16 protein-coding genes are annotated in these 19315 nt (G+C 72.4%); 10 read left to right on the top strand and 6 right to left on the bottom strand.

The window, feature by feature from the left end; all coding sequences use genetic code 11:
- Nucleotides 1-306 precede the first annotated feature (306 nt).
- The 4 genes from ACIO5E_RS12250 (at nt 307) to ACIO5E_RS12235 (ending at nt 3726) form a co-directional block, all read left to right on the top strand.
- Nucleotides 307-1398: a cation diffusion facilitator family transporter gene (locus tag ACIO5E_RS12250; RefSeq protein ID WP_400666429.1), complete on the top strand. Its 1092-nt coding sequence runs from the start codon at nt 307-309 to the stop codon at nt 1396-1398.
- A gap of 58 nt (nt 1399-1456) precedes the next feature.
- Nucleotides 1457-2359: a 5'-3' exonuclease H3TH domain-containing protein gene (locus tag ACIO5E_RS12245; protein ID WP_400667067.1), complete on the top strand. Its 903-nt coding sequence runs from the start codon at nt 1457-1459 to the stop codon at nt 2357-2359.
- 150 nt (nt 2360-2509) lie between these two features.
- The gene (locus ACIO5E_RS12240; protein ID WP_400666427.1) at nt 2510-3304 is read left to right on the top strand and encodes a hypothetical protein; all 795 of its coding nucleotides are present in this window, start codon (nt 2510-2512) and stop codon (nt 3302-3304) included.
- Entirely contained in the window at nt 3301-3726 is a 426-nt protein-coding gene (locus tag ACIO5E_RS12235) for a winged helix-turn-helix domain-containing protein (RefSeq protein WP_400666425.1), read from the top strand. Before ACIO5E_RS12240 ends, ACIO5E_RS12235 begins: the two co-directional genes overlap by 4 nt.
- 430 nt (nt 3727-4156) lie before the next feature.
- On the opposite strand, the gene ACIO5E_RS12230 is transcribed toward ACIO5E_RS12235, so the two are convergent.
- Complete coding sequence (locus tag ACIO5E_RS12230; RefSeq protein WP_400667065.1) at nt 4157-7012, bottom strand: DEAD/DEAH box helicase; 2856 nt, start codon at nt 7010-7012, stop codon at nt 4157-4159.
- A gap of 266 nt (nt 7013-7278) precedes the next feature.
- On the opposite strand from ACIO5E_RS12230, the gene ACIO5E_RS12225 reads away from it, so the two are divergent.
- Both ACIO5E_RS12225 and ACIO5E_RS12220 read left to right on the top strand, forming a co-directional pair.
- Nucleotides 7279-7653, top strand: coding sequence for a hypothetical protein (locus tag ACIO5E_RS12225; RefSeq protein ID WP_280681732.1), 375 nt, complete (start codon nt 7279-7281; stop codon nt 7651-7653).
- 29 nt (nt 7654-7682) lie between these two features.
- Nucleotides 7683-8015, top strand: a complete 333-nt coding sequence (locus tag ACIO5E_RS12220) for a metalloregulator ArsR/SmtB family transcription factor (RefSeq protein WP_280681733.1) — start codon at nt 7683-7685, stop codon at nt 8013-8015.
- A gap of 64 nt (nt 8016-8079) precedes the next feature.
- Here ACIO5E_RS12220 and ACIO5E_RS12215 read toward each other — a convergent pair whose 3' ends face one another.
- Nucleotides 8080-9252, bottom strand: coding sequence for an aminotransferase class V-fold PLP-dependent enzyme (locus tag ACIO5E_RS12215; RefSeq protein WP_400666421.1), 1173 nt, complete (start codon nt 9250-9252; stop codon nt 8080-8082).
- A gap of 83 nt (nt 9253-9335) precedes the next feature.
- Between ACIO5E_RS12215 and ACIO5E_RS12210 the strand changes: the two genes are divergently transcribed.
- The 4 genes from ACIO5E_RS12210 (at nt 9336) to soxR (ending at nt 15193) form a co-directional block, all read left to right on the top strand.
- A complete protein-coding gene (locus tag ACIO5E_RS12210; protein ID WP_400666419.1) occupies nt 9336-11402 on the top strand; it encodes a prolyl oligopeptidase family serine peptidase in 2067 nt (688 codons plus the stop codon).
- 88 nt (nt 11403-11490) lie between these two features.
- Entirely contained in the window at nt 11491-11868 is a 378-nt protein-coding gene (locus ACIO5E_RS12205; RefSeq protein WP_400666416.1) for a YrdB family protein, read from the top strand.
- Between the two features lie 143 nt (nt 11869-12011).
- The gene (locus tag ACIO5E_RS12200; RefSeq protein WP_400666414.1) at nt 12012-14384 is read left to right on the top strand and encodes an immune inhibitor A domain-containing protein; all 2373 of its coding nucleotides are present in this window, start codon (nt 12012-12014) and stop codon (nt 14382-14384) included.
- Nucleotides 14385-14692: 308 nt separating this feature from the next.
- Nucleotides 14693-15193 (top strand): redox-sensitive transcriptional activator SoxR, encoded by a 501-nt coding sequence (gene soxR, locus ACIO5E_RS12195; protein WP_280681747.1) that lies wholly within the window; start codon nt 14693-14695, stop codon nt 15191-15193.
- Between the two features lie 203 nt (nt 15194-15396).
- Here soxR and ACIO5E_RS12190 read toward each other — a convergent pair whose 3' ends face one another.
- The 4 genes from ACIO5E_RS12190 to ACIO5E_RS12175 are packed head-to-tail and all read right to left on the bottom strand — an operon-like array spanning nt 15397 to nt 19314.
- Nucleotides 15397-16374 carry an ABC transporter ATP-binding protein gene (locus tag ACIO5E_RS12190; RefSeq protein WP_400666411.1) on the bottom strand — a complete coding sequence of 326 codons (978 nt, stop codon included), beginning with the start codon at nt 16372-16374 and terminating at the stop codon, nt 15397-15399.
- Nucleotides 16371-17369, bottom strand: a complete 999-nt coding sequence (locus tag ACIO5E_RS12185) for an ABC transporter ATP-binding protein (protein ID WP_400666408.1) — start codon at nt 17367-17369, stop codon at nt 16371-16373. Before ACIO5E_RS12185 ends, ACIO5E_RS12190 begins: the two co-directional genes overlap by 4 nt.
- Nucleotides 17369-18355, bottom strand: coding sequence for an ABC transporter permease (locus tag ACIO5E_RS12180; protein WP_400666406.1), 987 nt, complete (start codon nt 18353-18355; stop codon nt 17369-17371). Before ACIO5E_RS12180 ends, ACIO5E_RS12185 begins: the two co-directional genes overlap by 1 nt.
- Nucleotides 18352-19314, bottom strand: coding sequence for an ABC transporter permease (locus tag ACIO5E_RS12175; protein ID WP_400666403.1), 963 nt, complete (start codon nt 19312-19314; stop codon nt 18352-18354). The genes ACIO5E_RS12180 and ACIO5E_RS12175 overlap by 4 nt, the downstream gene beginning before the upstream one ends.
- Nucleotide 19315: the final 1 nt, after the last annotated feature.

Here is a 19315-nt window from a genome sequence, read left to right as displayed (position 1 = left end):
AATCCCGCGTCGCCGCGCAAACTCACCTCACCCGTTCGAGTGAGGCCGTCATCCGGCTCTGACCAGGGTCTATGCCGCCGGCAATCCGGCCGCCACCGGCCCCGGGTAACCCGCCGAGGGCGGCCGCGTTGAGCAGTCGGGAGGCCGCCCCGCGGGCCGCGCCACCCGTTCGGCGCAGGGCATCCGAACGGCAACGACAACGGTCACCAGTACAGCCTTTGGATCTTTGTCCGATCTGAGGTTCACTTCGGATGCGGGGCGATCGCGACCCCGCCCCTCCCACCCGTGCGTCCAGAGAGGACTTCGATGGCCGGGCACGAGCATTCCCTCGATGATCATGCGCATGACCACCAGCCCGCGCACGACCACGGCCCGAAAGACCGCGGCCACGGGCACGGCGGGCACTCGCACGGCGGTCACGGCCACGGCGGCCACTCGCACGGCGTCGCCGCCGACGCCGACCGCCGCTGGCTGCTCGGCGCCCTCGCCCTCATCGTCGTCTTCATGGCCGGCGAGGTCGTGGTCGGCTTCGCCGCGAAGTCCCTGGCCCTGATCTCCGACGCGGCGCACATGCTCACCGACGCCGCCTCGATCGTCCTCGCGCTGGTCGCGATGCGCCTCGCCGCCCGCCCGGCCCGCGGCGGCTACACCTACGGCCTCAAGCGCGCCGAGATCCTGTCCGCGCAGGCCAACGGCGTCACCCTGCTGGTGCTGTCCGCCTGGCTCGGCTACGAGGCGATCACCCGGCTGTTCGAGCCGCCGGAGGTCGCCGGCTCGCTGGTGCTGGTCACCGCGCTGATCGGGATCGTGGTCAACCTGGCCGCCGCCTGGTGCATGTCGAAGGCCAACCGCAGTTCGCTGAACGTCGAGGGCGCCTTCCAGCACGTGCTGACCGACCTGTACGCGTTCATCGCCACCGCCGTCGCCGGCGCGGTCATGCTGACCACCGGCTTCGCCCGGGCCGACGCGATCGCCTCGCTGATCGTGGTCGCGCTGATGCTCAAGGCCGGCATCGGCCTGGTCCGCGACTCCGGGCGGATCTTCCTGGAGGCCGCTCCGGCCGGGATCGACCCGGACGCGGTGGCCGACCGGATGGTCGCCCAGCCGCTGGTGGAGGAGATCCACGACCTGCACATCTGGGAGATCACCTCCGGCCAGCCGGCGCTGTCCGCGCACATCCTGGTCACCCCCGGCGGCGACTGCCACGCCGTCCGGCGCGAGCTGCAGCGCCGGCTGGGCGACGAGTACGGCATCACGCACAGCACGCTCCAGGTCGACCACGTCGGCGAGGACGCGGCGGGCGCGCTGCTGCAGATCGTCGCCCCGGGCGAGCAGCCGGCCGAGCACTGCGCCGACGCGCACGGCCCGGTGCACCGCGCCGGCCCGCACGAGCACTGAAGACCGCCGGCTGTCGCCCCCGTACGGCATGATCTGACCCGTGACCGCACCGCGACTGATGCTCCTCGACTCCGCCAGCCTGTACTTCCGGGCCTACTACGGCGTGCCGGACACCCTGCGCTCCCCGCAGGGTGAACCGGTCAACGCCGTCCGCGGCCTGCTGGACTTCATCGCCCGGCTGGTCCACGACCACCGCCCCGACCAGCTCGTCGCCTGCATGGACGCCGACTGGCGCCCGCAGTGGCGGGTGGACCTCATCCCCTCGTACAAGACCCACCGGGTCGCCGAGGCCGCCGAGGACGGCGAGGAGGAGGTGCCGGACACGCTGGCCCCGCAGGTCCCGGTGATCGAGCAGGTGCTGGACGCGCTCGGCATCGCCCGGATCGGCTCCCCCGGCTACGAGGCGGACGACGTGATCGGCACCCTGACCGCCCGCGCGAAGGGGCCGGTGCAGATCGTCACCGGCGACCGCGACCTTTTCCAACTGGTCGACGACGCCCGCGGGATCACCGTGCTCTACCCGGTCAAGGGCATGGGCAACCTCCAGGTCACCGACGACGCACTGCTGCTGGAGAAGTACGGCGTGCGCGGCGCCCAGTACGCCGACATGGCCGCCCTGCGCGGGGACCCGAGCGACGGCCTGCCCGGGGTCAAGGGCATCGGCGAGAAGACCGCCGCCCAGTTGATCGACGAGTACGGGGACCTCGCGGGCATCCGGGCCGCCGCACTCGACGTCGGCTCCCGACTGACTCCGGCCCGCCGCCGCAACATCGTCGAGGGCGCGGCCTACCTCGACGTCGCCCCGACGGTGGTCCGGGTCGCCGCCGACGCCCCGTTGCCCGAGGTCGACCCGGCACTCCCCCGCGAGCCGCTGGACCCGATGACCCTGGAGCACCTCTCCGCCCGCTGGGGCCTCGGCACCTCCCTGGAACGCCTCCTGGAGGCGCTCGTCACCCGCTGACCCCGCGCCCGGAGGGGCCCGTCGCATCGCGCGGCGGGCCCCTCCGGCGTTCCCGGACCGACTTCTGCTTTGCCTCCCCATGAACTCTTGACCGCAATCTACTTTGCACTGCAAAGTATCTTCCACGATCAAGCACAACAGGGGTGGATCATGGAAGAACTGCAACGCGGCAACCCGGCCGAACTGCTGGCCGCCACCGAAGGGTTGCGGGCCCGAACCCGCACCCGACTGCGCGGCGCGGGGGTGCCGCTCCTGGGCTTCGGCCTGCTCTCACTGACCGCCGCGCCGATCGCCGGACGGGCCTACAACTTCGGCGCCAACGGGCGGAACGTCGAGTCGTACCCGGCCTTCGCGTACGCGCAGCTGACCGACCTCTGCGTCACCCACGCGCCGGATGCCGCCTGCGATGCCCACGAATTCGACGGGGCGGTCCTGCGCTTCCTCGGCTGGGGGATCTGGTTCGCGCTGCTCCCGCTGGCGTGGATCGCTCTGGCCCGCTGGTACAAGCGACGCGGCGAGGCGCGCGGCGTCGTCCCGCACCGCGCCACCTGGCTCGGCGCCGCGGCCGGTGCCGGCGTCCTGATCGCCGCCGTACTGCTCGCGTTGCTCTTCTCGGACCGGACGCCGTTCACACTCTCCCTGCTGGCCAACAGCTACGCCTCGCCCTGGTACGTGATCGGCATCGGCCTGCTCGTCCTCGGCCTGACCGAGCACAGCCCGCTGGTCGCCGGCGCCGGCCTCGCCCACACCGCGCTGCTCACCGCCTACCTCGCGGCACCTTGGGAGAGCGGCTGGCTGCCGTGGCTCGACCGGGGTGACGGTGGCTGGGCCGACGGCCCGCAGCTCAAGGCACTACTGCTGGCCACGATCCTGCTGGCCGCCGGGCTGGCCCAATGGACCGCGGCCCGCCGCGAACCGGCACCGTCCCGTACGGTCACCCCATGAGCGTTGCGCAGGCGCCCGACGGAACGGGCGGCGGACAAGAAGGCCAGGCCAAGGCCGCGGGGCCCGGAGGACCCGACGGACCCGGGGAGCCCGAGGGACAGCACCCGACCCTGGACCTGGACGACACCGTCCACCAACGGGTCCGGCTCGGCGTGCTGACCGTCACCCGCGAGGCCGAGAGGGTCGAGTTCGGCTTCCTCAAGCAGGAGCTGGGCCTCACCGACGGCAACCTGTCCCGGCACCTGAAAGTCCTGGAGGACTCCGGCCTGGTCACGGTCACCAAGGGCTACGCCGGCCGCCGCCCGCGCACCTGGGTCACCCTCACCACGCAGGGCGCGCAGGCCCTGGACCGCGAACTCCGCGCCCTGCGCGAGCTGGTCCGCCGTCTCGACGCCGCAGGGTCGGGGCGCCCCCAGAACTAGGAAGTCGGCCGGGTCGATTTCCCGCGCAGCACCTCCCGTGCGGCTTCGGGCTGCGCCTCGCCGCTTCCATTCCCGTTGGAGCGGCGACGGGGGATGGGGGGAGTTGTGGTTGGCGGGCCTCGCTCGACTCGAGCGAGGCCCGCCGAAACCAGACGTGGTAGTCGAGTTCGTCAGCCGTCATCGTCCGGAGCAGGTAGGCGAAGGCAGTAACCGCGGGGCCTGATGCCGGTCTTCGAGTTCCTCGAAGACCGGCATCACTCATTCGACAGAAGCAATCGCGCCTACGGCATCCGCGAGAGGCGAGGCGCAGCCGAAGCGGTGGGGGGTGGCGGCCTGGCGGCTTCCACCGTTCAGCGTTGGGAAGGCACCGGGCACGCGGAAGGGCCCGCACGTTCGATGTCGAACGTGCGGGCCCCTGCGGGGTGCGGTGTCAGCCCACCGAGGAGTACGCGATGATGCCGCGGCGCAGGCCGTCGACGGCCTTGCGGGCCGTCCGTCGCAGTTCGGCGTCCTCGCCGGCCGCGTCCTGGATCTGGCCGAGGACGTCGATCAGCTGCTTGGTCCAGCGGACGAAGTCGCCGGCCGGCATGTCGGCGTCGCGCAGCACCTGGTCCAGGCTGTGGCCGAGGGCCCAGCGGTGGGCGGCCCAGGCGAAGCCCAGGTCGGGCTCGCGCTGGCCGACGCCCTCGGCGGTGTTGATCCGGTGCTGCTCCTCCAGGGCGTCCAGGTGGCCCCAGATCCGGACCATCTGGCCCAGCGCCTCCTTGGCCGCGCCCTCCGGCACCCGGGGGGCGGTGGCGTCGTCGGCCTGGCGCGCCTCGAAGACCAACGCCGATGCGCAGGCGGCGAGTTCGGCGGCGTCCAGGCCGCTCCAGACGCCCTCGCGGATGCACTCGGAGGCGAGCAGGTCGAGTTCGCCGTAGAGCCGGCCGAGCCGCTTGCCGTCGTCGGTGACGGTGTCGCCGCTCAGGTAGCCGAGGTCGGTGAGCAGCCCGCAGACCCGGTCGAAGGTGCGGGCGATGGTGTGGGTGCGCGAGCGCATCCGGCGTTCCAACAGCTCGGTGTCGCGGTGCAGGCGGTGGTAGCGCTCGGCCCAGCGGGCGTGGTCCTCGCGCTCGTCGCAGCCGTGGCAGGGGTGCTGGCGCAGTTCGGTGCGCAGCCGGGTGATCTCCGGGTCGTCGGCGGCGGCCGCCCGGCCCCGGCGGAACCGCTCGGGCTCCAGGTGGCCGGCCTTGGTGCGCAGCGCGGAGGCGAGGTCCCGACGGGACTGCGGGCTGCGCGGGTTGAAGGACTTCGGGATGCGCAGCCGCTCGACGGCGGCGACCGGGTACGGGAAGTCGATCATGGCGAGCCGCTTGACCTGCCGCTCGGCGGTGAGCACCACCGGGCGCGGCCCGTCCTGGAAGTCGGGGTGGCGGGCGCCGACCCGGCCGTTGCGGCTGACCGGCGGCAGGCCCGGGTCGAGGACCAGGGCGAGGCCGGCGAACTTGCCGGTGGGCACGTGGATCACGTCGCCCGGCTTGAGCTGCTCGATGGACTCGATGGCGGCGGCGCGGCGCTGGCTGCTGCCCTCGCGGGCGAGTTCGTTCTCCCGGTCCTTGAGCCGGCGGCGCAGCTCCATGTACTCGTCGAAGTCGCCGAGGTGGCAGGTCATCGACTCGCGGTAGCCCTCCAGCCCCTCCTCGTTGCGCTGGACCTGGCGGGCGATGCCGACCACCGAGCGGTCGGCCTGGAACTGGGCGAAGGAGGTCTCCAGCAGTTCGCGCGAACGGTGCCGGCCGAACTGGGAGACCAGGTTGACGGCCATGTTGTAGGAGGGCCGGAACGAGGACTTGAGCGGGTAGGTGCGGGTGCCGGCCAGGCCGGCCAGCGCCTCCGGGTCGAGGCCGCGCTGCCAGAGCACCACGGCGTGGCCCTCGACGTCGATGCCGCGACGCCCGGCCCGGCCGGTGAGCTGGGTGTACTCGCCGGGGGTGATGTCGGCGTGGGTCTCGCCGTTCCACTTGACCAGCTTCTCCATGACCACCGAGCGGGCGGGCATGTTGATGCCGAGCGCCAGGGTCTCGGTCGCGAAGACGGCCTTGACCAGGCCCTTCACGAACAGCTCCTCGACCACCTCCTTGAACCGCGGCAGCATCCCGGCGTGGTGGGCGGCGATGCCGCGCTCCAGCCCGTCCAGCCACTCGAAGTAGCCGAGGACGTGCAGGTCCTCGTCGGGGATGTCGGCGCAGCGCTCCTCGACGATGGCCCGGACCCGGGCGCGGTCCCCGTCCTTGTTGAGCCGCAGGCCGGAGCTGAGGCACTGCTGGACGGCGGCCTCGCAGCCGGCCCGGCTGAAGATGAAGGTGATCGCGGGCAGCAGGCCCTCGGCGTCGAGCCGGTCGATGACGTCCACCCGGCCCGGCGTCCAGACCTTGCCGGGGCGGCCGTTGGGCATGCTGCGGCCCCGGCCGCGGCCGAACCGGTCGCGCGGGTTGCGGTCGAGCTCGGAGCGGGCGAGCCGGACCAGCTCGGGGTTGACGGCCTTGCCGGGGTTGCGCGGGCCGTCCTTGGGGCGGCCGTCCCGGTCGGGGTTGGCGAACAGGTCGTACATCCGGTTGCCGGCCATCACGTGCTGCCACAGCGGTACGGGCCGGGTCTCGGAGACGATCACCCGGGTGCCGCCGCGCACGGTGTCCAGCCAGTCGCCGAACTCCTCGGCGTTGGAGACGGTCGCGGAGAGCGAGACGAGGGTGACCGACTCGGGGAGGTGGATGATGACCTCCTCCCAGACGGCGCCGCGGAAGCGGTCGGCGAGGTAGTGCACCTCGTCCATGACGACGTAGCCGAGGCCGTCGAGGGTGCTGGAGCCCGCGTAGAGCATGTTGCGCAGCACCTCGGTGGTCATGACCACCACGGGGGCGTCGCCGTTGACGGTGTTGTCGCCGGTGAGCAGGCCGACCTTGGCGGCGCCGTAGCGCTTGACCAGGTCGCCGTACTTCTGGTTGGACAACGCCTTGATCGGCGTCGTGTAGAAGCACTTGCGCCCGCCCAGGAGGGCCAGGTGCACGGCGAACTCGCCGACGATGGTCTTCCCGGAGCCGGTGGGCGCGGCGACCAGGACGCCGGAGCCGGCCTCCAGCGCCTCGCAGGCCTCCAGCTGGAAGTCGTCCAGCGGGAAGTCGTACAGCTGCTGGAAGCCGTGGAGGGCGGCCGCCTGCTCCTTGGCCCGGCGGCGACTGGCCGCGTACGCCTCGGCGGGGCTGAGCTCCTGGTCGACGTGGGGCTGGGGCTCAGGGGTGTTCATCGCCGTCCGGGTGTGGTTGGTGTGATCTCGCATCTCAGCGAGAGGTTACCCGGCGGCACTGACATCGATAGCACCGTTTTTCCACAGCGCGGGATCGGCTGCGGGATCACTCCGGGATCACTTCCCTCTCACATCCATAGTTGCAAACATCTTCAAGTGATCAGAGTCCGACCAGCTTCGGACGTCTCCGGTCATCCCCGGTGGAACGCGGCGGCGCTTCCCTACCTTCGGTGCCACAGCCACCAACTCACGGGAGGACACCGACGATGGCGAACCTGGAGACGTCCCTCAAAGAGGCCATGTCGATCGACGGCGCGATCGGCGTCGCGCTGGTCGACTACAGCAGCGGCATGGCGCTCGGCAGTCTCAGCGACGGCGGCGAACTGGACCTCAACCTCGCCGCCGCCGGGAACACCGACGTGGTCCGCGCCAAGATGCGGGCGATGGAGATGCTCAACCTCCTCGACAACGAGATCGAGGACATCCTGATCAGCCTCACCAACCAGTACCACCTGGTCCGGCCGATCACCACGCCGACCGGACGCGGCCTCTTCCTCTTCCTGGCGCTCAACCGCGGGCGTTCCAACCTGGCGATGGCCCGCCACCACCTCAGGCGGATCGAACTCTCGCTGGAGGTCTGAGCGGACCGACACCAGGAAAGGGGGGCCTCGTGGCGGTAGCGCTCTACCAGGCCAAGGCCGAGTTCTTCCGGATGCTCGGCCATCCCGTCCGGATCCGGGTGCTGGAGCTGCTCCAGGCCGGACCGACGCCCGTCCGCGGCCTGCTCGCCGAGCTGGAGGTCGAACGCTCCAGCCTCTCCCAGCAGCTCGCGGTGCTGCGCCGGTCCGGCATCGTCACCGCCACCCGGGAGGGCAGCACGGTGGTGTACGCACTGGCCGGCGGCGACGTCGCCGACCTGCTGCGAGCGGCCCGGCGGATCCTCACCGGGCTGCTCGCCGACCAGAACCTGCTGCTCGCCGAGCTGCGGGCCGGCTCCGAGTGATCCGGGTGACCGGTCAGCCCTTCAGGCCGGTCAACCCTTCAGACCCGCCAGCCCTTCAGACCCGTCAGCCCTTCAACAGGGCGGCCAGCCCGTCCGCCAGCCGCTCGTACTCCTGCGGCCGGTTGTACAGCTGCGCGCTGATCCGCAGCACCCCGCCGCCGTCCCACGGGCGGATCGCGATCCGGGTGCCGAGGCGCCGCCGCACCTCGTCCTTCAGCGGCCGCACGTCCTGCTCCGCCTCGACCCACCCGGCCGGCAGCCGCAGGGAGCGCATCCACACCCCGGGCGTCGCGGGCAGCGGCGCCAGACCGGCCCGCTCGGCGAGCACCCGCTGGCCGTACCGGGCGAGCCCGGCGTTGTGCGCGGCCACCGCCTCCGCGCCGAGCTCGCGCAGCAGGTCGAACCCGGCCGGGGCGGCCAGCCAGGGCGTGTAGTCGCAGGTGCCGCGCCACTCGACGTTGCCCGGGAAGCCCTTGTCGTGCTCCCAGGAGAGGGCGAGCGGGCGCACCCGGTCCGTCCACTGCGGGCCGACGGAGAGCACGCCGGTGGCGCGCGGGGCGAAGGCCCACTTGTGCAGGTTGCCGAACCAGAAGTCGGCGTTCGGGTCGACCGGATCGGGCAGCATGCCGGGCGCGTGGGCGCCGTCCACGACGGTGGTCACGCCGCGTTCGCGCAGGTCGGCGAGCAGGGCCGGGCCGGCGACCAGGCGGGCGGTGGGCGAGGTGATCTGGTCCAGCACGGCGACGGTGACGCGCTCGTCGACGGCGGCGAGCACCGCCTCCCGGACGGCCTGATCGTCCGGAGCGTCCAAGGGCACCGCCGCGACGACCAGTTCGGCGCCGGTCTCGGCGGCCCTGCGGGCCACCGCCTGGGTGACCGCGCCGTAGCCGTGGTCGGTGACCAGGATCCGGTCACCGGGCGCGAACGGGATGGTGTCCAGGGCTATCGCGGCTGCCTCGGTGACGTTGGAGACCAGGGCGAGCCGGTCCGGATCGGTGGCCAGGTCGGCGGCGATCCGGCGGCGCGCCGCGCCGACCCGGGCCGGCAGGTCGGCGAAGAAGTCGTCCGGGTCCAGCTCGTGCTCGGTCCGCAACCGCTCCTGCACCCGCTGCACCGGGACGGGCACCGCGCCGAACGAACCGTGGTTCAGGTGCGCCGCGTCCGCCGAGACGCTGAACAGCCCGTCGGCGGCAGGCAACGGGGCAGGGGGTTCGGCGGTCCACAGGTCCTCGATCACGGCATCCTCCCTGATAATGATGTGTGACATTTCACATGCCAGACTACTGGTCGGGCGGCGCGCCCCGCGACCACGATCGGGCCGTGACCATCACCGACGCCTTCCTGTCCCTCAGTGCCCGTACCGGCCGGTTCACCTTCGGTGCGCCACGCGCGTTCACCCTCGCCGAGGACGGTACCCGGCTGCTGCTGCTCCGCTCGACCGGCCCCGAGGACCCGGTCGACCGCCTCCACCTGCTCGACGCCACCACCGGCGAGGAACGGCTGGTCGCCGACCCGGCGGTGCTCGCGCCCGGACGCACCGGCCACCGTGACGACCTGCCCGCCGTCGAGCGCCGCCTGCGCGAACGCACCCGCCTGGTCGCCGCCGGCATCGGCACGTACGCGGCCACCGCCGACCTCGCGACCGCCGTCCTCGCCCTCGACGGCCGACTGTTCCGCATCGACACCGCGACCGGAACCGGCACCGAACTGCCCGTCGCCGGCCCCGCGTTCGACCCCCGACCGGACGCCGCCGGCGAGCGCGTCGCCTACGTCGCCTACGACGCCCTGTACGCCACCCCCGACCCCGAACCGCTCTCGCCCGCCGACGGCGCCCGCTGGGGCGTCGCCGAGTTCGCCGCCGCCGAGGAGCTCGGGCGCTCCCGCGGCCACTGGTGGCGCCCGGACGGCGGCGCGTTGCTGGCCGCCCGGGTGGACGAATCCGCTCTCCCCCGGCGCTACTTCGCCGACCCGGCCCACCCCGGCGAGCCCGCCGAGGACTTCGCCTACCCGCTGGCCGGCGGCCCCAACGCGGACGTCCAGCTCTGGGTGCTCGGCCTCGACCGCAGCCGGGTCCGCCTGTACTGGGACACCGCCACGTTCCCGTACCTCTGCGCCGCCGCCTGGGCCTCGGACGACGAGGTGCTGCTCACCGTCGCCGACCGGCTGCAGCAGCACGTGCTGCTGCTGACCGCCGACCCGGCCACCGGCGAGACCCGCGAACTCTCCCGCACCACCGACGAGTTCTGGGTCGACGACCTGCCCGGCACCCCCGCCCGGCTGGCCGACGGACGGCTCCTCACCGTCCACGACACCCCGCAGGCCCGCGGCCTCGCCCTGGACGGCAAGCCGCTGGACACCACCGGCCTGCAGATCCGCCGGGTGGTCGGACGGCTGCGCGGCAGGCTGCTCTGCGAGACCGGCCAGGGCGACCCGGCCGACCAGTACGTCCACCTGATCGACCCGGACGGCGGCGCACCCGAGGCCGTCACCACCGGCCCCGGCGCGCACTCCGCGCTCGCCGCCGCCGACACCCTGCTGCTCACCACCGCCGACGCCGACGGCATCCGCCGCCGCCTGCTGCTGGACGGGCGCGAGCTGCCGCTCACCGACCTGAGCGCCGCCCTGCCCCACCGGGTCCGGCCGCAGCTCGCCCGGGTCACCGAACTCGCCCTGCCCACCGCGGTGGTGTACCCGCGCGACCACACCCCCGGCCGCCGGCTGCCGGTGCTGCTGGACGTCTACGGCGGGCCCGGCTTCCAGGCCGTGGCAGCCGAGCCGCGCCGCTGGCAGCTCCGCCAGTGGTGGGCCGACCAGGGCTTCGCCGTCGTCACCACCGACAACCGCGGCACCCCGTTCGTCTCGCCGGACTTCACCCGGGCGATCTTCCGCCGCTTCTCCCAGGTGGCACTGGACGACCAGGTGAACGCCCTGCGGGCGCTCTCCGACGACCACCCCGACCTCGACCTCGGCCGGGTCGGCGTGCGCGGCTGGTCCTACGGAGGGTACTTCGCGGCGCTCGCCGTGCTGCGCCGCCCGGAGGTCTTCCACGCCGCCTGCGCGGGCGCCCCGCCCACCGACTTCCGGCACTACGACACCGCGTACACCGAGCGCTACCTCGGACTGCCGCAGGACAACCCCGAGGGCTACGCCGACGACTGCCTGGTCACCGACGCGCCGGGGCTGACCCGGCCGCTGCTGCTGATCCACGGGCTGGCCGACGACAACGTCCACCCCTCGCACACCCTGTTGCTCTCCGAAGCCCTCACCAAGGCCGGCCGCCCGCACGCCGTGCTGCCGCTGCCGGGCGTCACCCACATGACCCCGGGCGGGGTGAACGAGCAGGTCACCCAGGCCGAACTGGCCTTCCTGCGCGCTTCCTTGGGCTGATCCGTTGAATCCCCCGGGCCGGACTGCCACACTCCCGCGTGAGCGCCGCCCGGCCCGGGCGGCGCGAGGAGACGGGGAGAGCGCACGGATGAGGATCGACAGACCCGGCCCGGTCGGCCAGCGGCAGTGGACGCCGCTGACCGTGGTCAACGGCGGGCTCGCGTTCGGGCTGGAGCTCGCGATGCTGGCCGCGCTCTGCTACTGGGGCTTCAAGACCGGTTCCGGCCTGGCCGCCCGGATCCTGCTGGGGATCGGCGCGCCGGCCCTGGCCGCCGCGCTCTGGGGCCTGTTCCTGGCCGCCGGCGGGCCGAGGTTCCGGCAGCCGCTCGCCGTGGAGATCGCGCTCAAGCTGCTCGTCCTCGGCTCGGCCGCGCTCGCCCTGTACGGCACCGGGCGGACCACCCTCGCGGCGGTGTACGGGGCACTGGTGGTGGTCAGCGTGGCGGTGGAGTACAGCACCCGCTGACGGACCGTCCGGGAGAGGGCGTCGCACCGGTGGTGCGGCGCCCTCTTCGCCGTCCCCGACTCTTCCACGTGACCCGTGACATGTGAAATATTACCTGCGCTTCACCGGACGATTACTCCCCTCCCCCGGAAAGGACCGGTCAGTTGCGCAGACTGTCCGCGGTACTCGCGGCCGCGCTCACCACGAGCGCGATAGCGGCCACCCTGCTGGGCACCCCCGCCCAGGCCGCACCGCCCGCCCCCGCCACGATCGCCGCCGCCGCCGAACAAGGCGCCGAAGCCGGCGGCGCCGAAGCGCCGCCCGCGCCGCTCGCCCCCCAGGAGCGCGAGCGCCAGGCACTCCGCACCAAGGCCCTGGAACAGCTCAACAAGGGCACGGTCGCCAAGACCGCCGACAAGCGGGCCCCCGCCAAGGTGAAGATCGGCAACGACTACGTCCAGCTGGCGCACCAGCGCACGGACAAGGTCTTCGTGATCCTCGCCCAGTTCGGCGACGAGGTCGACAACACCACCCAGTACGGCGGCCAGCCCCGCTACGGCGGCACCCCCGGCCCGCGCCACAACCAGATCCCCGAGCCGGGCAAGGACGACAACCACACGCTGTGGGCCTCGGACTTCAGCCGCGACTACTACCAGAAGATGTTCTTCGACGACACGCCCGGCGCCGTGTCGATGCGCAACTACTACCGCACCCAGTCCTCCGGCCGCTACGACGTCCAGGGCACCGTCAGCGACTGGGTCACCGTCCCGTACAACGAGGCCCGCTACGGCAGCAACAAGGGCCCGCAGGGCTCCGGCGCCTGGACCCAGGGGCAGGAGTTCATCCGGGACGCCGTCAAGGCCTGGTACGACGGCGAGATCGCCAAGGGCCGCAGCGTCGCCGACATCAGGGCGCAGCTCGCCCAGTACGACGTCCAGGACCGCTACGACCACACCAAGACCGGCGAGTTCGACCAGCCCGACGGCTACCTCGACAACGTCATCGTGGTGCACGCGGGCGTCGACGAGACCTGGGGCGGCGGCGCCCAGGGCGCCGACGCGCTGTGGGCGCACCGCAGTTGGACCTTCCCCGACGCGACCGGCCAGACCGGCCCGGAGGGCAACAAGATCGGCGGCGCGCCGGTCGGCGACACCGGCCTCTACGTCTACGACTACGTCCAGGCCGGCGAGAACAGCGGCGTCGGCCTGTTCGCCCACGAGTACGGCCACAACCTCGGCCTGCCCGACCTGTACAGCACCAACGGCGGTGACAACAGCGTCAACTTCTGGTCGCTGATGTCCTCCGGCTCGTACCTGGGCAAGGGCCCGAACACCACCGGCGGCTACCCCGGCGACCTCGACGCCTGGAGCAAGCTCCAGTTCGGCTGGCTCAACTACGACGAGGCGCAGGCCGCCACCCGCTCCAGCCACGCCCTCGGGGTGAGCAGCTACAACACCGACCAGGCCCAGGCCGTCCTGGTCCACCTGCCGGACGGCACCACCAGCACCGACCTCGCCGACCCGTACGAGGGCGGCAAGCAGTGGTGGAGCGACACCGGCGACAACCTCGACAACTCCCTCAGCCGGGACGTCGACCTGCGCACCACCACCGGCCCGGCCGCCCTGGACGCCGCGGCCTGGTACGACACCGAGCAGGACTACGACTTCCTCACCGTCGAGGCCTCCACCGACCAGGGCAAGCACTGGACCGCCCTCGGCGGCACCGTCGACGGCGCGCCGATCGGCAACACCAACGCCAACACCCCGGGCCTCAGCGGCAGTTCCGGTACCTACCGGAAGCTGCACATCCCGCTGGACGGCTACCTCGGCCAGCAGGTCCGGCTGCGTTTCCACGCCACCTCGGACAACAACACCCACGGCCGGGGCGTGCTGGTCGACGCCGTGAAGGTCACCGCCGGCGGCGCCGAGCTGTTCGCCGACGGCGCCGAGAACGGCGCCAACGGCTGGACCGCCAACGGGTTCACCATCATCACCGGCCGCACCGCCGTCAAGCAGCACCCGCGCGCCTACCTCGCCGAGAACCGCCGCTACACCGGCTACGGCGCGTTCCTGAAGACCGGTCCGTACAACTTCGGGTACGGCGGCGTCACGGGCAAGGCCAACGTCGTCGACAACTACCCCTACCAGGAGGGCGTCCTGCTCTGGCTGTGGGACACCGCGTACGGCGACAACAACACCAAGGACCACCCCGGCGGCGGGCTGATCCTGCCGATCGACGCCCACCCGGCGCCGATCCGCTTCGCCGACGGCACACTGGTCAACGCGCGGGCGCAGACGTACGACGCGCCGTTCTCGCTCAAGCCGACCACGCCGTTCACCCTGCACAAGGGCGGCGTCGCGGTGCGGATCCCGTCCGAGCCGGCCGTCCCGGTCTTCAACGACCACACCGGCGGGTACGGTGACCCGGCCACCCCGCAGCTCACGGTGAAGGTGCCGGACACCAACACCAGGATCGAGGTCGTCCGGGAGTCCCAGGGCGGGCGGATCACCACCGTCCGGGTGGGCCCGGCCTCCTGAGCCGTACCCGGGCACGAAGGCCCCGGGTCCCCCCGACGAAAAGGGACCCGGGGCCGGTCGGGGCCACCGCCCGCGGCGGCGGGCGGTGAGCACAGCCGTGGCCACCCCCCAGCAGGGTGGTCACGGCGATGCCGGAGGTCAGGATCGCCCCGAGAACAGTTCACGCCAACCGCCGGAGGGTCCGTTCGACCCCGGCTCCGTCAGGCAACTGTCCTGCTCGGCAAGGGCGGCAACCCTCTGTGCAGCGAGAGATCAGGTCACGTCCGGTACGCTGGATCTTCAAGGGGACTTGAAGTCAAGGAGCCGTCATGGACACCGCACCGGTCGATCTGCTGAGCGTCGGCGAGGTGGCCCGGCGGGCCGGGATCGCCACCTCCGCGGTGCGCTTCTACGAGGACCAGGGGCTGATCTCCTCCGAGCGGACGACGGGCAACCAGCGCCGCTACCGGCGGCACGTGCTGCGCCGGATCTCGCTGATCCTGGTCGCCAAGCGGCTCGGCATCCCGCTCTCCGAGGTGGCCGAGGTGTTCACCGGGCTCCCCGAGGACCGGATGCCGGGCAAGCACGACTGGGACCGCATCTCGCGGCGGTGGGCCGAGCAGCTGCGCGCCCGGCGGGCCGAGCTGGAGCGCCTGGAGGCGGAGCTGACCGGCTGCATCGGCTGCGGCTGCGTGTCGCTGCGCCGCTGCCGGGTGCTCAACCCCGGGGACGAACTGGCCGCCGAGGGGCCGGGCCCGCGCCGGCTGCTGCCGGGTACGGCGGGCGAGGCCAGTGCGGCGGGCGGGGCCGGCGGGGCGGCAGGGGCGTAGCAACGGCGGAACCCGGTCGGACGCGGCCCTCGTGAGGTTCCCCGCCACGTCCGACCGGGCGTGTGCGGCGAGGGGGTACGTCCCTCGCCGGTTGGGTGCCGTACCGCCCGGCGTGGGGGCAACTGGGCGGTACGGCGGCTCTGGTGGTGGCCTCGGACCTCGGGGAGCCGCAGGCTCCCGAAGGGCTCAGGCCCGGGAGAGGCTCAGGCCTCCGGGAAGTGGCAGGCCGCCTGCCGGCTGCCCGCCCCGGTGATCTGCAGCAGCGGGCGTTCCGTCCGGCAGACCTCCTGCGCCTTCGCGCAGCGCGGGTGGAAGCTGCACCCGGACGGCGGGTTCGCCGGGCTCGGCGGGTCCCCGAGCAGCACGATCCGCTCCCGCGCGCGCTCCGCCGCCGGGTCCGGCAGCGGCACGGCGGACAGCAGCGCATTGGTGTACGGGTGCGCCGGGTTGCCGTACACCTCGCTCTTGTCGCCGATCTCGACGATCCGTCCGAGGTACATCACCGCCACCCGGTCGCAGACCCGCTTGACCACCGAGAGGTCGTGCGCGATGAACACGTACGCCAGGCCCAGCTCCTGCTGGAGCCGCTCCATCAGGTTGACCACCTGCGCCTGGATCGACACGTCGAGCGCGGAGACCGGCTCGTCGGCGATGACCAGCTTCGGCGAGGTCGCGAGCGAACGGGCGATGCCGATGCGCTGCGCCTGGCCGCCGGAGAACTCGTGCGGGTAGCGGTCGATGTGCTCGGGGATCAGCCCGACCAGTTCCATCAGCTCGCCGGCCCGCTTGCGCGCGTCGGCCGCACTCGACCCCTGGACCAGCAGCGGCTCGGAGATGATCCGGGCCACCGTCTGCCGGGGGTTGAGCGAGGAGTACGGGTCCTGGAAGACCATCTGCAGGTGCTTGCGGTGCGGCCGCAGCTGGGCCTGGGAGAGCCCGCCGATCTCGGTGCCGCCGAAGGTGACGGTTCCCGAGGTCGGGTCGAGCAGCCGGACGATCATCCGCCCGGTGGTGGACTTGCCGCAGCCGGACTCGCCGACCAGGCCGAGCGTCTCGCCCGTGCCGACGTCGAAGCTGACGCCGTCGACGGCGCGGATCGGGGCGCCGGGCCGGCCGGTGCGCCCGCGCCGACCGGGGAAGGTCTTCACCAGGTCCCGTACGGACAGCAGGGTCTCGGTCATGCCCGGGCTCCTTCCGGCACCAGCGGCAGATGGCAGGCGGCCTGGTGGCCGGGGGCGAGCGGGCCGAGCACGGGGCGTTCGGCCAGGCAGCGGGCGTGTTCCTCGGTGGTGGCGGCGGCGGTGCGGGCGCAGCGCGGGGCGAAGGAACAGCCGGGGGCGGGGGCGATCAGCGACGGCGGGCTGCCGGGGATGGCCCGCAGCGGGGCGTCGTCGGTGTCGTCCAGTCGGGGCAGCGAGTCCAGCAGGCCGCGGGTGTACGGGTGCGCGGGGGTGGCGAACAGCCGGTCCACCGGGGCCTGTTCGGCGGCCCGGCCGCCGTACATGACCAGCACCTCGTCGGCGACCCGGGCGACCACCCCGAGGTCGTGGGTGATCATGACGACACCGAGGCCGCGCTCCTGCTGGATGCGGGCGATCAGGTCGAGGATCTGCGCCTGGACGGTGACGTCGAGGGCCGTGGTGGGCTCGTCGGCGATCAGCAGCTCGGGCTCGCAGGCGAGCGCCATGGCGATCATGACGCGCTGGCGCATGCCGCCGGAGAACTGGTGCGGGTACTCGTCGACCCGGCGGGCCGGCTCCGGGATGCCGACCTCGGCCAGCATCTCGATCGCCCGCTGGCGGCCGGTCTTGCGATTGGCCTTGAAGTGCACCCGGTAGTGCTCGGCGATCTGCTCCCCGACGGTGTAGAAGGGGTGCAGGCTGGACAGCGGGTCCTGGAAGATCATCGCGATCCGGCGGCCCCGGACGGTGCCCAGCTCCCGCTCGCCGAGCCCGTTGAGCTCCTGCCCGATCAGTCGGATCGAGCCGGTGACGGTGGCGTCGCGGTGCAGGCCCATCACGGCGAGCGAGGTGACCGACTTGCCGCTGCCGGACTCGCCGACCAGGCCGAGGGTCCGCCCGGCCTCGACGGCGAAGGAGATGCCGTCCACCGCCCGGACGAGGCCGCGGGGCGTGTCGAAGGAGACCCTGAGGTCGTCGACCTCCAACAGAGTCATCAGTACCTCACTCTCGGGTCGACGAACGCGTAGAGCAGGTCGACCAGCAGGTTCGCCGCGACGATGAAGAAGGCCGCGAGCAGGGTGACGCCGAGGATGACGGGCTGGTCGGAGCGGCCCAGACCGTCGTAGAACAGCCGTCCGACGCCGGGCAGGCCGAAGATGGACTCGGTGATGACCGCACCGGCCAACAGGCCGCCGAGGTCCATGCCGAAGATCGTGAGGATCGGCGTCATCCCGGCGCGCAGCCCGTGCTTGACCGTGACCGTCCGCGACGGCAGGCCCTTGGCCCGGGCGGTGCGGATGTACGGCTCGGCCATCGTCTCGATCATCGAGTTGCGGCTCTGCCGGGCGTACATCGCCGCGTACAGCAGGGCCAGCGCGATCCACGGCAACAGCAGGTTGGAGCCCCACTCCAGGGGGTTCTCGGTGAACTTGTGGTACGAGGGGTAGGGCAGCACGCCGGCCGTCCTGACGACGCCCCAGATCAGCATGATCGAGGTGAAGTAGACCGGCAGCGAGGCGGTGCCGACCGAGAGCACCATCAGCGTCCGGTCGATCGGCTTGCCCTTGCGCAGCGCCGAGGTGACGCCCGCGCCGAGGCCGAGGACCAGCCAGAGCACGGCCGCGCCGAGGGCCAGCGAGATGGAGACCGGCAGCCGGTCGGTGAGCAGGTCCCACACCGGCAGCCCGTACTCGTAGGAGTAGCCGAGGCAGGGGAAGCCGCAGTGCACCGCGCCGGGGCCGGAGCCGTAGTCGCGGCCGGCGAAGATGCCGCCGAGGTAGGCGAGGAACTGGTCCCAGACCGGCTTGTCCAGGCCCATCGCCGCCTTGACGTCGGCGAGCCGCTCGGGGCTGCACGTCTTGCCGCAGGCAGCCGCCGCCGGGTCGTTGGGCAGCAGGTAGAAGATGGTGAAGGTGATGGCGCAGATGGCGAGCAGGATGCCCACCACGCCGAGCAGTCGGCGGCCGAGGTAGAGGATCACGACCGGCCTCCCCGGGGGTCGAGGATGTCGCGCAGTGCGTCCCCGAGCAGGGTGAACGCGAGCACGGCGAGGAACAGGAAGGCCGTCGGGATCAGGAAGTAGGTCGGGTCGGTCTCGTAGTGCACGATGCTCTCGGCGATCATCTGGCCCCAGGACGCGGTCGGCGGGCGGACGCCCACGCCGAGGTAGCTGAGCGCGGCCTCGGTGGCGATCATGCCGGGGACGAGCAGGGTGGTGTAGGCGATGATCGGGCCGGAGACGTTCGGCAGGATCTCCCGGGTGAGGATGCGCCAGGAGCGCGCCCCGCCGACCTTGGCGGCCTCGACGTACTCGCGGTGCTTGAGCGAGAGGGTCTGGCCGCGCACCACGCGGGCGATGCCGGGCCAGGTGAACAGACCGATCACCAGGGTGATCAGCAGGATCCGGTTGACGTCCTTGGCCACCGACATCATCGCGATCATGAAGATCAGCGAGGGGAAGGACATCGTGAGGTCCATCAGCCGGGACAGCAGCGTGTCGACGCGCCCGCCGAAGTAGCCCGCCGCGATGCCGGCCAGGGTGCCGACGATCACGACGACGGCGGTCGCGGTGAACGCGATCAGCAGGGACACCTGCCCTCCGTGCAGTACCCGGGCGAACAGGTCGCGGCCGGTGATCGGCTCGACGCCCAGCCAGTGCCGGGTGCTGATGCCGCCGAAGTCACCCCGGGGCAGGCCGCCCAGGTACGGGTCGATGGCGCGTTTGTCGAACTCCTCGGGGGTCCAGCCGCCGAGCGAGCTGAGCGGTCCGGCCAACGCGGTGACCAGGACCAGCACGCCGACGGTGATCAGCCCGAACCGGGCCGGGCCCTTGGCCCACAGCTGGTCCCAGACCAGCCGCCACGGACCCCGCCCGGAACTCTTCTTGGCGCTCGCCGGCGTGGACTCGGCCACGGCGGCAGGCTCAGTGGTGGTACTCATC

It is taken from the genome of Kitasatospora sp. NPDC087314 (genome assembly GCF_044744365.1).
Classification (GTDB): domain Bacteria; phylum Actinomycetota; class Actinomycetes; order Streptomycetales; family Streptomycetaceae; genus Kitasatospora.
The sequence above is the reverse complement of the archived record's forward strand: the minus strand, read 5'-3'. Positions and strand labels throughout refer to the sequence as shown.